Annotated in this window: 14 protein-coding genes; 7 read left to right on the top strand and 7 right to left on the bottom strand. The window is 67.8% G+C overall.

Translation table 11 applies throughout. The annotated features are described in order from the left end of the window. Nucleotides 1-2: 2 nt before the first annotated feature. On the bottom strand, nucleotides 3-497 hold the full coding sequence (locus tag ACYVN4_RS21245; protein WP_460723690.1) for a nuclear transport factor 2 family protein: 495 nt from the start codon (nucleotides 495-497) through the stop codon (nucleotides 3-5). Between the two features lie 141 nt (nucleotides 498-638). Between ACYVN4_RS21245 and ACYVN4_RS21240 the strand changes: the two genes are divergently transcribed. Together ACYVN4_RS21240 and ACYVN4_RS21235 are read left to right on the top strand one after the other, a co-directional pair. Continuing rightward, on the top strand, nucleotides 639-854 hold the full coding sequence (locus ACYVN4_RS21240; protein ID WP_460723689.1) for a hypothetical protein: 216 nt from the start codon (nucleotides 639-641) through the stop codon (nucleotides 852-854). Between the two features lie 50 nt (nucleotides 855-904). Then, the gene (locus ACYVN4_RS21235) at nucleotides 905-1,399 is read left to right on the top strand and encodes a carboxymuconolactone decarboxylase family protein (protein WP_460723688.1); all 495 of its coding nucleotides are present in this window, start codon (nucleotides 905-907) and stop codon (nucleotides 1,397-1,399) included. Between the two features lie 105 nt (nucleotides 1,400-1,504). Here ACYVN4_RS21235 and ACYVN4_RS21230 read toward each other — a convergent pair whose 3' ends face one another. Beyond that, nucleotides 1,505-2,563, bottom strand: a complete 1,059-nt coding sequence (locus ACYVN4_RS21230) for a helix-turn-helix domain-containing protein (protein ID WP_460723687.1) — start codon at nucleotides 2,561-2,563, stop codon at nucleotides 1,505-1,507. Between the two features lie 181 nt (nucleotides 2,564-2,744). Here ACYVN4_RS21230 and ACYVN4_RS21225 point away from each other — a divergent pair, with 181 nt between their 5' ends. Both ACYVN4_RS21225 and ACYVN4_RS21220 read left to right on the top strand, forming a co-directional pair. Next, complete coding sequence (locus ACYVN4_RS21225) at nucleotides 2,745-3,014, top strand: MerR family transcriptional regulator (RefSeq protein ID WP_460723686.1); 270 nt, start codon at nucleotides 2,745-2,747, stop codon at nucleotides 3,012-3,014. Nucleotides 3,015-3,084: 70 nt separating this feature from the next. After that, on the top strand, nucleotides 3,085-4,227 hold the full coding sequence (locus ACYVN4_RS21220) for an ATP-grasp domain-containing protein (RefSeq protein ID WP_460724056.1): 1,143 nt from the start codon (nucleotides 3,085-3,087) through the stop codon (nucleotides 4,225-4,227). A 3-nt stretch (nucleotides 4,228-4,230) separates the two neighbouring features. Here ACYVN4_RS21220 and ligA read toward each other — a convergent pair whose 3' ends face one another. Together ligA and ACYVN4_RS21210 are read right to left on the bottom strand one after the other, a co-directional pair. Continuing rightward, complete coding sequence (gene ligA, locus ACYVN4_RS21215) at nucleotides 4,231-6,222, bottom strand: NAD-dependent DNA ligase LigA (RefSeq protein ID WP_460723685.1); 1,992 nt, start codon at nucleotides 6,220-6,222, stop codon at nucleotides 4,231-4,233. 241 nt (nucleotides 6,223-6,463) lie between these two features. Beyond that, nucleotides 6,464-6,790, bottom strand: a complete 327-nt coding sequence (locus ACYVN4_RS21210) for a winged helix-turn-helix transcriptional regulator (RefSeq protein WP_460723684.1) — start codon at nucleotides 6,788-6,790, stop codon at nucleotides 6,464-6,466. A 71-nt stretch (nucleotides 6,791-6,861) separates the two neighbouring features. On the opposite strand from ACYVN4_RS21210, the gene ACYVN4_RS21205 reads away from it, so the two are divergent. Further along, nucleotides 6,862-7,965, top strand: a complete 1,104-nt coding sequence (locus tag ACYVN4_RS21205) for an LLM class flavin-dependent oxidoreductase (protein ID WP_460723683.1) — start codon at nucleotides 6,862-6,864, stop codon at nucleotides 7,963-7,965. A gap of 127 nt (nucleotides 7,966-8,092) precedes the next feature. Next, nucleotides 8,093-9,073 carry an AraC family transcriptional regulator ligand-binding domain-containing protein gene (locus tag ACYVN4_RS21200; RefSeq protein ID WP_460723682.1) on the top strand — a complete coding sequence of 327 codons (981 nt, stop codon included), beginning with the start codon at nucleotides 8,093-8,095 and terminating at the stop codon, nucleotides 9,071-9,073. Here the strand turns inward: ACYVN4_RS21200 and ACYVN4_RS21195 are convergent. From ACYVN4_RS21195 to ACYVN4_RS21185, 3 genes are all read right to left on the bottom strand, one after another. Then, complete coding sequence (locus ACYVN4_RS21195; protein WP_460723681.1) at nucleotides 9,060-9,275, bottom strand: hypothetical protein; 216 nt, start codon at nucleotides 9,273-9,275, stop codon at nucleotides 9,060-9,062. The two genes, ACYVN4_RS21200 and ACYVN4_RS21195, sit on opposite strands and share 14 nt — an antisense overlap. A gap of 128 nt (nucleotides 9,276-9,403) precedes the next feature. After that, complete coding sequence (locus ACYVN4_RS21190) at nucleotides 9,404-10,807, bottom strand: ABC1 kinase family protein (protein ID WP_460723680.1); 1,404 nt, start codon at nucleotides 10,805-10,807, stop codon at nucleotides 9,404-9,406. 50 nt (nucleotides 10,808-10,857) lie between these two features. Beyond that, on the bottom strand, nucleotides 10,858-11,529 hold the full coding sequence (locus tag ACYVN4_RS21185) for a TetR/AcrR family transcriptional regulator (protein WP_460723679.1): 672 nt from the start codon (nucleotides 11,527-11,529) through the stop codon (nucleotides 10,858-10,860). 172 nt (nucleotides 11,530-11,701) lie between these two features. On the opposite strand from ACYVN4_RS21185, the gene ACYVN4_RS21180 reads away from it, so the two are divergent. After that, nucleotides 11,702-13,243, top strand: coding sequence for a flavin-containing monooxygenase (locus ACYVN4_RS21180; protein ID WP_460723678.1), 1,542 nt, complete (start codon nucleotides 11,702-11,704; stop codon nucleotides 13,241-13,243). The last annotated feature ends 14 nt before the right edge of the window (nucleotides 13,244-13,257 follow it).

Raw genomic sequence — 13,257 nt, 5'->3', positions numbered from 1 at the left:
CGCTACTGCACGTCGCCCATCACGACGTACTTCATCTGGACGGCAGGGGCGGCGCGCATGACGCCGCCCGCCTGGATCCACTCGCCGATGACGCGGGCGGCGTCGCGGGCCGGGTTGTAGATGTCCTCCTCGCTGGCGAACAGATTGTCGCCCGCATAGACCAGGCGGGTCGTGTTGGGGAACCAGAATTCGACGCCCGGTTCGGTGGGGTGGTCGAGGAGGTTCTTGATACCGACCACGATGGCGTCGTTGTCCTCGTCGTAGGCGATCCAGTCGTGCGGGAAACGCATGTGCGGGAAGGGCTTCATGACCTCGACGATCCAGGCGCGCACGTCCTCGCGGTGGTGGAAGGTGCCGTAGGCGTGCTCGATGTATTCGACGTCCTCGACGAACAGGTCCGCGAACGGCGCCCAGTCCCCGGTCTCGGAACAGGTGTCGACCACCTGGCTGTAGTGGTGCAGCGCTGACTCGAGTTCCGCCCGGCTGAACTTGCCCATGGTGCGCCTCTTTTCACGAATTAATCACTTCCGCTTAACCACGTCAAGGTACCTCCGTTCGGAACCGATGGCGCCGAAAACCTGGTTGTTGGCGTGTTGTGTCCCTGGGATGCGGCCGGCCCGGATCCTACGGTTCCTTACGTGTCATCGATCAAAACTTCCGAACCACTGCTCATCCCGGTGCTGCGCAGCCTGGCGCACAACGGGATCGTGATTCGCGCCGTCGCCCTCGGTATCGCCACCGTGGTGCTGCTCGGCGTGCATCACCCGACCTGGGTGCCGTACGCGGTGACCGTGTACGCGATCTGGCAGGCCGCCGCGGTCACCCTGAACGCCGCGCGCGCCGCCCGGCAGTAGCGCCGCCCGAATCGATTGTTGGACAAGGCAAGCAGAGAGTGAGTGAACAAATGTTTGAACCGGTGCAGGAACACCCGCTGTTCGAGCAGGTCCAGCAGCGCATGGGGCGCGTGCCGAACATGACCAAGGTGATGGCGAATTCCGATGCGGTGCTGAGCGGTTACCTCGGACTGATGGGCGCGCTCAAGGGCGGCACGCTGCCCGGCCCGACCTCGGAGCGCATCGCGCTGACCGTCGGTGCCTCCAACGAGTGCGGCTACTGCGTCGCGGCGCACACCTTCGCGGGCAAGCGGGTCGCCAAGCTCAGCGACGCCGAGGTGGAGGCCGCCAAGGCGGGCACCTCCGAGGATCCGAAACAGGCTGCGGCGGTGCAGTTCGCGCGCGAGCTGACCGAGAGCCGGGGCAAGGCCGACCCGGCCGCCGCGCTGGCCGCGGGCTGGACCGAGGAGCAGGTGCTCGAGATCGTCGCCCTGGTCGCGCTGCAGACCCTGACCAACTACGTCAACAAGGTCGCCCAGACCGAAAATGATTGGCCCGCCGCCTGAGGCAGGCCACCACGATCGACCGCAACGCCGATCCCCGTCGCACCACCCTGGTTCGGCGGGCCTCCCTCTTCGGCGGTGCGGTCCGCACGGACGACCGGGTATCCGTCACCGCTCCCTCGGCGGCGACGGGTCCCCGGTCGCTTCGTTTCCCGGCCTCGCCGGTGCTCTTTCCTGGCGGAAAGTGGTGGGCGGCACGCCTTTCCAGCGAATGAAGGCGCGGCGCAGGGCCCGGGCATCGGAGTAGCCGAGGCGGGCGGCGATGGAGTCGACGGGTAGATCGGTCTCGCGCAGCAGCGTGACGGCGTGCTCGCTGCGCACCGAATCCAATTCGTCGCGCCACGTGGTGCCGTGCGCGTGCAGGCGGCGTTGCAGGGTGCGGGGGCTGGCGGACAGTCGGCGGGCGACGCGGATCAAATCGGGCTCGCCGTGATGCAGGGATTCGTAGATGGCATGGCGCAGGTCGCTGAGTTGGTCGCCGCGCACGTGCATCGACGACATCAGCAGTTGCGCGTAATGCCGGTGAATCCGGGCCTGATTCGGATCGCTGCCGGTCGGCAGCTGTCCGGCGTCGACGAACGTCATGGTGGACACCGGGGCATCGAATTCGATGCGGCCGGTGCCGAATTCCTCGGCCAGATGCCGATGGCAGACCGGCGCGGACTGGGTCAGCGCGATGTGCACCGGGCTCAGGTGCACGCCGGTCGCCTCCCGCATACGCCGCAGCATGAGCGAGAAGGTGAACACCTCGTGCGCGGGAATCACCTGCGCGGTCGACAGTGACGCGGTGTCGCGAATCGTCAGCAGCCCACCGTCTTCGAGCACGGCGCCACCGCTGGTCGGATTGCCCACGACCGGCCGCAACTCCATGACGGTGCGCATACTCTCGGCCAGCGTGGGAGCATTCGCGAACAAGTAGTCCCACACGCTGAGCGTCCCTCGGTCGGCCAGCGCCGCGGTGAACTGCCCGCCCCGGGACCCGCCGGTCGCTTCGATGAGTTCCCAGATCCGCCAGACGGATCGTGACGAGATCCGCAGCAGCTCCTCCTCGAACAGTGCCGGATCCAGCCCGGAGGTGGCACCGATCTCGGCCTGCGGCACACCCATTCGCAGTGCGGCCGTGTACACGAGCGCGGCAGTGCGCGTGGGAATGGTGCCTTCGAACATCGCGCGAGCGTAACCAGCATCCGGTGCGCAAACCAGCCGGTATGTTCGGCGTCACCGGCCACGGGGGCGGAAACGTGGGGTTGTGCGTGCGGTACTCGGTGATACTATGTACTAGTACTCAGTGTTACTGAGTAGCGCGAGCGCGGTGGGCTGCGGCACAGCTGCGGGAAGGAGATCGACGATGTCGACGAATGGCGCATCGGCTGAATTCACGCTCGAGCGGGCGGCGGCCTTCGCCGGTGTCTCGGTGGCGATGGTGCGCGGATACCAGTGCCGCGGACTGCTTTCCGCGCCGGAATGCGACGGCCACACACCCGGCCGCTACCGGCCAGCGCAGTTGCTGCGACTGGTGCAGATCAGGACACTGGAGGGGGCGGGCGTACCGCTGACCGAAATCGCCGACCTGCTGGACTATTTCAGCGATGTCGAGGCGCTGCTGAGCGCCGGGTGATCGACATGCGGGCGTGACCGGGCGGGGCTACGATCGGCGTCCGCGGGGGAGCTAGGGAAGGACCGTCGCCATCACGCTTCGGGTTTGGCTGAGCAGTGCCGGCGCGGCGACCGTTCAGATCATGCGGTTGCTCCGGCAGAACCCCGACGGGGTCGATGTCAGCGTCTATGCCAGCAATGTGGATCCGGAGGCTACCGCGCTGTCGGCGTGCGATGTCTCGGCGGTCGAACCCCGCTACGTCGGTGACGACGAATACGCCGCGTTCGCACTCGATTTCTGCCGCCGCCACCGCATCGACGTGCTCATCCCGCCGCGTCGTCTCGCCGCGCTTGCCGGTCGGGACGCGCAGTTCGCGGAGGTCGGCACCGCGCTGATGTGCTCGCCACCGGCCGCGGTGCGGACGCTCACCGACAAGGTGGCCACCTACGAGGCCGCCGCCGCAGTCGGAATCCCGGTGCCGCCGTGGCGGGTGGCCTCGGACGCGGACGGGCTGCGCGCGGCCGTCGCGGACCTTTCGGGTACCGGAGAACGCCTGTGCCTCAAGCCGAGTGGCGAATACTCCGCCTTCGGATTCCGCATCCTCGACGACCGTCCCCTCGCCATGGCGCAACTGCTCGCCGAACCGCAACCGGTGGTCGCGGTCGAGGCGGTGGCCGGGGCGATGCGCCGGGCCGCCGACGCGGGGGAGACGGTGCCCGAACTGCTCGTCATGCCCTACCTGGACGGCCCGGAGATCAGCGTCGACTGCCTGTCGACGGTGGGAGGCGAACTGCTGGTGGGGATTCCGCGCGCCAAGCAGGGGCGCTTCCGCGACCTGCTGGACGACCCGGCCCCGGTCGCCATCGCGCGCCAACTGGTCCGGCATTTCGAACTGGCCTATCTGACCAATGTGCAATTGCGGCACCGCGCGGGCGAACTGGTACTGCTGGAAGCCAATCCGCGACCCTCGGCCGGACTCTTCCACACCGCCTTCGCCGATGTGAACCTGCCGTGGGCGGCGATTCGCCTACTGCTGCACGGTGATTCGGGCCTGCGTAATCCGCCGCGGCTGGGCGTGCGCCTCGCGGTCGCCGAGGCGGTCATGGAGATCGCCCCGCGCCCCACCGTCCCGGACGTCCTGCCCGACCCCCGGGACCGGGAATCGCGACTCACGCTGCGGCACAACCACGCCGGACTGGAAGTCCGGGTGATCGCGCCGCACCGGAAGCGCTAGCCGCTAGACGATATTCGCCTCGATCAGCAGGTTCCAGATCTCGTTCTGATCGACCACCTCGACACCGAGCTTCTCCGCCTTGGTCAGCTTGGCGTCGCCGACACCCGCACCGGTGATGAGCAGATCGGTATTGGCCGAAACCGAGGACGCGGCGGTCGCGCCCGCCTTCTCGCACAGGCGCACGAAGGTCGGCCGGGCGACCTTCTCGCCGGAACGCGGATCACTGATCGCGCCGGTGACGACGATCGTCTTGCCCTCCAGGGGCGCACCGGCCGCGACCACCGGGGGCAGATCCTCCGCGCGGACATCGAGCGAAACACCCGCCGCGCGTAGGCGTTCGAGCTCCGGGCGCAGGCGGGTCAGGTGCGCGGTCAGGGAGGCGGCGACCTTCGTGCCGATGTCCTCCACCGCGACCAGGCGCTCCTCACCCGCGTCGGCGACCTCCTCGAGCGAGCCGAATCCCGAGCGGGCCAGCCGCGCGGCGGTGCCCTCCGACGCCATCGGAATGGCCAGGCCGATCAGGGCGCGCCGCAGACCGACGTCGCGGCTCGCGTCGATCGAGTCGATCATGCGCTGCGCGGAAACCTCGCCGATGCCGTCGAATTCGAGCAGCCGCTCCTTGGTCAGCAGGTAGAAGTCGGACGGATTGTTCAGAATGCCCGCGTCGGCGAGCCTTTCGATCCACACCCCGCCGATGGCGTCGATGTCGGCCGCCGGTCGCGAGGACCAGTGGATGAGGCGGCGTACCGTCTGCGCCGGACAGGAAGCATTGGTGCAGAACAGTTCCCGGCTGTTGCCCTGCTCGGTCACCGGCTGCCCGCAGGACGGGCAGACGGTGGGCGCGACGATGTCGCGTTCGGTGCCCGTGCGCCGAGCGGCGTCGAGCACGCCCGCCACGAACGGGATCACATCCCCGGCGCGGCGGACCAGCACCGTGTCACCGATCTTGATGTCGCGGGCCTTGATCACCTCTTGATTGGCCAGCGTGGCCTTGGTGACCGTGGTGCCGCCGACGAAGACCGGCTCCAGCCAGGCGACCGGAACGATCTTGCCGGTCTTGCCGACATCCCAGACCACATCGGCCAGGATCGTGGTCTTCTCCTCGGCAGCGAACTTGTAGGCCAGCGCGCCGCGCGGCGAGTTCGAGCGGGTCCCGGCCGCGGCGTAGGCGTCGCGGTCGGCCAGGCGCAGCACCGCGCCGTCGAGGTCGTAGTCGAGATCGTTGCGGCCCTGCTCGATCGCGCCGATCGCGGCCTGCGCCTGCTCGGCGTCGTCGCAGTGCCGCATGGTCGCGCCCGTGAATCCCAGTGCGCGCAGCCCGTCCTCGAGATCGACCAGGGCGGCGTCGGCCGGGGCGTCCAGATCGAAACCGAAGAACTGCAGACGCCGCTCGGCCACGGTGGCCGGATCCTTCGCACGCAGCGTGCCCGCCGCGGCATTGCGCGGGTTGATCAGCGGCTTGTCCGGATGCGCGAGGTTGTAGGCGTCGAAAGTCGAACGCAGCATGACCGCTTCACCGCGCACCTCGACCCGGCCCGCCGACTCGATGCGCTCGGGCACACCGTCGACCAGCGCGCGGACCAGTGGCGTCACATCGTCACCCGTGGTGCCGTCACCCCGGGTCACCGCGCGCGTCAGCCGACCGTCCTCGTAGACCAGCGCCAGCGACAAGCCGTCCAGCTTGGGCATCACCACCACCGACTGCCCCGGGAACCGGTCGAAGAACGCGGCCACCTGCTCGGCCGTCGTGGACTTCTCCAGCGACAGCATCGGCCGCGAATGCCGCACCGGCGCATGCAGCACCGAGGTCGCGCCGACCTGCTCGAGCGGATTCGGATCGGGCGCGAGTTCCGGATGCGCCGCGATCAACCCGCGCAACTCGTCTTCGACGGCGTCATAGTCCGCGTCCGCTACCAGCGGCGATCCCTGGTAGTAGGCGTCGCGCAAGGCCACGATCCGGTCGGCCAGCTGCTGAATGTGTTCCCCAGTCTCCACAACCCCGAACGCTACCCAGCCCCACCGACATCGACGACTTCCCCCGCCGAACCCGCCGCCCGCCGGGGCTGCGCAACAGCCACTGGACAGTGTGCGTGTTGCAACGCACAACCAGCGGACGCGCATGCATCGGGCGCTGTAGCGTCCTGAGCCGTCGAGCACGCTGAGTGATCATCATGAGCGACAAACCAGCGAGCCCCGTACCGTCGCAGACCGGTCCGGGGCTCGATTGGTTTTCCGGTCACCCCGGTGGCCGATGCGCCGCCGCCCACTCCCTGCTCCAGGTCAGCACGGCGTCGAGCACCGGCTCGAGCTTGGTGCCGACGGGGGTCAGCGCGTAGCGGACCTCGACCGGGCGAGCGACCGTCACCAGCCGCTCGACCACCTCGGCCCCCTCGAGTTCCTTCAGCCGCTGCGACAGCATCGCGTCGGTGATGCGGGGAATGCGCTCGCGTAGTTCGTTGAAGCGCAGCGGGCCGCCCAGTAGCTGCCACAGCACCAACCCGGTCCACCGCTTGCCGATCAATTCGATCGCAGAGTGGAAGTCGGGCTTGGTGTCCTCACCCACGGTTATTCCTTCTCATGACGTAGTTACTATCACAATTGATAGCGCACTATAAAATCTATAGCGTACTAGGCATGAGTAGTGAGATCACCACCGCCACAGCACAATCCACAGCCGGGATCGATATCGGCATCGCGTCATTGGCCGATCTGCAGCCGGTCACCGTGGACGGCAGTCCGCGCACAGCCGTCGAGCGGATCGAACAGATCGTGGCGCTGGGGGTGCAGGCCGATGGGCTGGGACTGGATCATTTCGGGCTGGGGGAGCATCACAACACCGACTTTGTGGTCTCTTCTCCGGCGGTGGTGCTGGCGGCGATCGCCAACCGCACCAACAGGATTCGCCTGACCAGCTCGGTCACCACGCTGGGCGCTCTCGATCCGGTCCGCGTCTACCAGGACTTCGCGACCCTCGATCTGATCAGCCACGGCCGCGCCGAGATCACCGTGGGCCGCAGCGCCTATCCGGAACCGTTCACCCTCTTCGGTGCCGACATGAGCCGCTACGACGAGCTTTTCGCCGAGAAGCTCGACCTACTGCTCCAGGTCCGCGCCAATCCGTCCCTCACCTGGCACGGTGAATTCCGTCCGGATCTCGAGGACGCCGCCATCACCCCACGCGCGGTACAGGATCGGCTGCCCGTATGGCTGGGCGTCGGCGGCACGCCCGGCAGCGCGGCTCGCGCCGGATACCTCGGCCTGCCCATGATCCTCGGCTACATCGGCGGCTCACCCGACCGCCTGCAAACCCTGGCCGGCATCTATCGGGAAGCCGGTGCGCAATCCGGCAACACCGACAACCTGCGACTGGGGGTAGCCCTGCACTACTTCGGCGCACCGACCATGGAAGCCGCGGCGGCCACCTACCCGTACTACTACGACTTCCTGCGCCCCAAGCATCAGGGCGGCGGCGGATTCACCGTCACCCCGGGCCAATTCCAGCTCGGTCTGCACCCGGGCCGACACCTCATGATCGGCACCAGCGAGCACGTCATCGCCAAACTCGCCGAGCTGTACGACGCCCTGCACTTCGATCGCGTCCAGGCTCTCGTCGACTGGGGTGGACTGCCGAGGGAACTCGTCGCGGAGTCCGTCCACCGGCTCGGCACGGAAATAGCACCGGCCCTGCGCAGCCACGTCGCTGCCGCGGACCGGGCCCAGGCGCGCTCGGGAATCTGATCCGCCGCCGAACCTCGCGCACATTGCCAGGTTTCGCACGGCCCGCACGGTATAGCCTTGCCGTCCGGGTGGATGAGGCGGCAGGAGGGGCGTTTTGGGTACGGATCAGACTCTGTTGCATCGGTTCGTGATCTCCCAGCTAACGGCGATGGGATTGGATCGGCGTCGCCTGATCAGCGAATGCGGGGTGCCGGACTGGACGTTGACCGGCGGCGGGGTGCATGTGCCCAGCGAATCCTTCTGGCGGCTGTGGGAAGTCGGGGCGAAGCAGCTGGGCGATCCGAATGTGGCGCTGCGGGTCGCGAGCCGCTACCAGCTCAAGGCGACCGGGCTCTACGACTATCTGTTCAGCAGCGCGCCCACACTGGGTGCGGGGTTGGCGACCTGCGGTCCCTACGTCAGCGCCGTCACCACCAACCATCGCTTCGATCTTGTCGACACCCCACATGGCCCGGCGCTGACCCTCGACATGGTCGATGGCGGCGACGCGACCCGCGACCACACCCAGCTGTGGGGCTTGACCGCGGTACTGACCAGGGCCCGGCGCATCATCGACGCTCCACTGAATCCGGTCCGGGTGTCACTGCGACGTTCCGCCCCGCGTCAGCTCGACGCGTACCGGGAAGTGTTCGGGGACGCGGTGATCGAATTCGAGGCGGATACCGACGCGATGGTTTTCCGAGCCACCGACATGAATCTGCCTCTCACCACGGCCGATCCGGTGCTGGCGACCGTGCTGCGTCCGCTGGCCGAGGCGTTGCCGCCGCCTCCGCCGTTGTCGTCCGCATGGCCTGATCGGGTCGCGGTGGCGGTGGCCGAGGCACTCGATGACGGTGACGTGTCGCTGGATCGGGTCGCGCGCAGGCTGGCCACCAGCCCGCGAACCCTGCAGCGCCGCTTGGCCGATGCGGGCACGACCTGGCGGCGTGAGTTGGATCGGGCGCGCTCGGCGCGTCTCGCCGCGGCGTCGACCGGTGGCCCGGTGAGCCGGAGTCGACAGGCGGAACTGCTCGGTTACGCGGATCCGGCTTCCATGCGCCGGGTGGCGTTGCGCTGGGCCGTGGTCACCCGCGGGCACGCGCCGCGAGCCGGTGTCACACCTTCATGAAGACGGAGGCGATGCCCCAGAACAGGGAGCGCTCCATGACCGTGAAGTCCCAGTCCTCGATGATCGCGTGGGATGCGGCGACGATCCCGGGCACATCGAAGTCGTCGCGGCTGGCCGTGCCCTTGGCTTCCAAAGCCTCGATCACGTAGGCAACAGCGCCGTCTCGGGAATAGGCAACAGACCCGTCTCGGGAAAACGACAAGGTGTCTCCTCGCACTCGCCATACCCTTCGGTGTGGTTCGAACACCAAGTGTTGCTACATAATCGCCGCACGGCCAGGGTGAAACGCGTCAGCCTCGGGCAAACGCGTCAAACGGCGAGTGATTGGCGTCACCCGAGCGCGGGTCGGCGGTCCAGCCAATGCTGTTCCAGCACACCCAGTTCGGTGCGTGGTGGTTCGCGGTAGAACCATTCGCGACCGATCCGATGCCAGTTGCCGCTGGCGCGCAGTTTGCCGAGCAGCGCCAGCGTGCCGTACTCCACCCGCCGCGCGAAAGCGTGCTCGGCGGGCGCGTATTCGCGACGCCAGTGCTCGAAATAGCCGCGCCGCGGATCGACGAAGGTGAACAGGGCGGCCGCGGCGGCCTCCTCGGCGACGCGAATCTCGGCGTCGGTCAGCAGCCAGCCCGAGACCTCGTGCACCAGCCGCAGGCACAGGTCCGCGGTGGCCGCTGAATCCTGTTCCAGCAGGCCGTAATCCACGAACAGTGCGCGCAGGTCGGCGCTGCGGTACTCCGCGGCCGCACGGACACAGGCGAGTTCGAATTCCACGGCGGCATCGTCCATGTGCTTGAGCAGCCCGAAGTCGAGGAAGACGACCGCCCCGTCGGGCGCGAGCATGATATTGCCCGGATGCGGATCGCCGGTGAAACGCCGTTCCCGGATCATCGTGCCCAGGTAGAAGCGCAGCAGGATCTCGCCGACCCGATTGCGCTCGGCATCGGGGAGGGCCGCGATCTCCTCGAAGCGCTGCCCGTCGATGAGTTCGGTGACCAGCACGCGCGCGGTGCACAGCTCGGTCACGATGGCGGGGATGCGCACGAACGGATGGCCCGCGAACATCTCGGCCATGGTCGCGTGATTGGCGGCCTCGGTGCGGTAGTCGATCTCCTCGGCGAACCGGGTGGTGAGTTCGCGCAGGATCGCGTGATCGGCGAGCGCGGGCGCGACCCCGCGCAGCATGCGCACCACCAACGCGAGATTCTTGATGTCGGCCCGGATGGCGACATCGATGCCGGGGTACTGGACCTTGACGGCGACCGCACGGCCGTCGTGCAGGCGAGCCCGATACACCTGGCCGATCGAGGCCGCGCCGATGGGGGATTCGTCGAATTCGGCGAACACCTCCTCGATCCGGCGGCCGTAATCGCCCTCGATGACCGTGCGCAGCTGCGCGAACGGCACCGGTGCGGACTGGTCGTAGAGCGCGGTGAGCTTGCGCTGGAAGCGTTCCCGCTGGTGCGCGGACAGGCGCGCGGTGGTGAACACGCTGAGCAGATCGAACATCGACAGCAGCTGTCCGGCCTTCATGGCCAGGCCCTTCATGCTGCCGAGCACGGTGACGATGTCCTCGGCCGCCGCGACGAGCGCGCGCTCGGTGCGAGCGAGGTGTTCCTCCTCGGTGTCGCGCACCATCGCCAGGGTGACCCCGGCGCCTCGAACGGCTTGACCGGCAATGAGTTTGCCCACCTGCGCCCCGCGGCGGGCCCGGGATACCGGTAGGTCCTTCACCATCGACCGCCTCCCTGCGACGCTGAGCCGAGATTAGCAGACGCGTGCGTCGGCTAATTGGGAGTTTGCGCGCTGCGCAGTCCCGGACCGAGCACGGCCAGGGCGGTGTCGATGTAGCGCTGCCGGTCCGCCGCGCCCCGGCCCTGCAATGCGCGCATGACCGGCGGAATGGTCAGCGCCAGCAGCATCCAGCCGACATCGTCGGTATCGACGTCGTCGCGCAGCAGCCCGGAATCGACCGCGCGGGACAGGAATCGGTCGACGGTGGCGGCGAGGATGCCGCCGAGACCGAGGATGCGGCTGTTGAGTTCCTCGTCGATGCCCGGCATTTCGAACAGCATGGCGTTCATCAGCGCCGGATCGGATTCGGCGATGTGGCACATCCGCTCGACCGCACCCGACCAGGTGGCCATCAGCTCCTCGAGGGTGACCTCGTGATCCAGCGTCGCGGGTTCGAAGACGCCACCGGCGATTTCGGTGAGCAGCCGATCCAGGCCGTAGTCCACGACATCGTCGAGGATCGCGCGCTTGCTGTCGAAGTAGCGGTAGAAGGTGCCGTAACCGACGCCCACCTCGGCGGCGATGTCCGCGGCCGAGGCCGCGGCGTAGCCCTTGGTGGTGAACACCCGGTAGGCGGCCTCGATGAGCTCGCGTCGTCGCCGCTCGGTGTTCTGCTCGTCGCGCGGCCGGCCGGGTCCGCGGCCGCGCTTGGCTGGTTCGGTCATCCAGCACATCGTAGGCGGGCGCCGATCCGCCGCCGTGGACCGTGCGGTTCGCCGCCTGCTCTTGCGCATCTGTCTGGGACGGTTTATTTTGATGACATCTTCATCTGCTAATTGTGCACAGGTCAGTGCGCTATTCGCGGCGGGTGGGCGTTCACGACAGGGGAGTCGATTTATGGCGCAGGCGAGTCCGGGAGTAATCACGCCGTCGTTCGAGGTGCTCGTCATCGGTGCGGGATTCGGCGGGATCGGGACCGGTGTGGCGCTGCGCCGCGCGGGCATCGACGACTTTCTGATCATCGACAAGTGGGACAGGGTCGGCGGCACCTGGAACGCCAACACCTATCCGGGCGTGGCCGTCGATGTGCCCGCGCCGATCTACAACTTCTCGTTCCAGCAGCGCTCGCAGTGGTCGCGATTCTTCCCGCCCGGCAACGAGATCCAGCGCTACGCCGAGGAAGTGGTGGACCGGCAGGGCCTGCGCGACAAGCTGCGGCTGGGTTGCGGGGCGGTCGACGCGCGCTTCGACGAAGCCGCGGACCTGTGGCGGGTGCGCACCACGGCCGGTGACGAGATCACCGCTCGATTCCTGGTGAGCGCGGTCGGCGCGCTCGAACAGCCCAAGCCGCCGGCGATCGCGGGCATCGACAGCTATTCCGGGCAGTTGATGCACACTGCGCGCTGGGATCACTCCTATGACTTCCGCGGCAAACGCGTCGCGGTGATCGGCACCGGAGCGACTGCGCTACAGGTGATTCCGCAGCTGGCCGACGTGGTCGAACAGCTGACGGTCTTCCAGCGCACCGCCATCTGGGTCGCGCCCAAACCCGATTTCCGGATGGGCGCGTGGAGCAATCGGGTGCTCGACTTCCCGCCCGCGCAGCAGGCGGTGCGCGGGATCGGCAATGTCGCGGTCAACGCCTTCCTGGGGATCGGGCTCGCGCTGTCGGATTATCCGCGCCTGACCTCGGCCGTGCTGGGTGCGGGGGAGGCGGCGCTGAAGGCGTACCTGTTCAGCCGGATTCGCGATGGTGAACTGCGCCGCGCGCTCACGCCGACCTACCGGCTCGGCTGCAAGCGGCCCTCGATCTCGAACACCTACTTCAGGACCTTCACGCGCCCGCACGTCGAGCTGGTGACCACGCCGATCGAGAAGTTCACGGCGGACGGCATCGCCACCGAGGACGGTGCGCTGCGCGAATTCGACATGGTGGTCACCGCCACGGGATTTCAGGTCATGGACCGCGGCGCGACCCCGCCGTATCCCGTATACGGCTGTGGCGGAGTCGAATTGGGTGAGTTCTGGGACGCCAACAAGTACCAGGCGTACGAGGGCGTCTCGGTGCCCGCGTTCCCCAATATGTTCCACATCTTCGGGCCCTACGGGTACGCGCCGGGTTCGGTGATCCCGCTCATCGAGGCGACCGCCGCGCACAGTGCCCGCGCGATCAAGGAGACGCTGCGCCGGGGCGCGACCCGGGTGGAGATTCGCCGGGAGCCGCACGACGCGTACTTCGCTCGCATGTACGCCCGCAACAAGAACACCTACCTGTTCAAGCAGGGCTGCGCGGATTCGCGCACCTACTACATCAACTACCAGGGCGACGGGCCCGCGTTCCGGGCGACGACCCAAGCCGGAATGTATTGGAGCAACCGGCATTTCCCGCTGGACCACTACCGCTACAGCACGACGCGGCTCGCCGCATTCGCACAGTGATCACCCCGGACTGG

It is taken from the genome of Nocardia heshunensis (genome assembly GCF_054782115.1).
The sequence above is the reverse complement of the archived record's forward strand: the minus strand, read 5'-3'. Positions and strand labels throughout refer to the sequence as shown.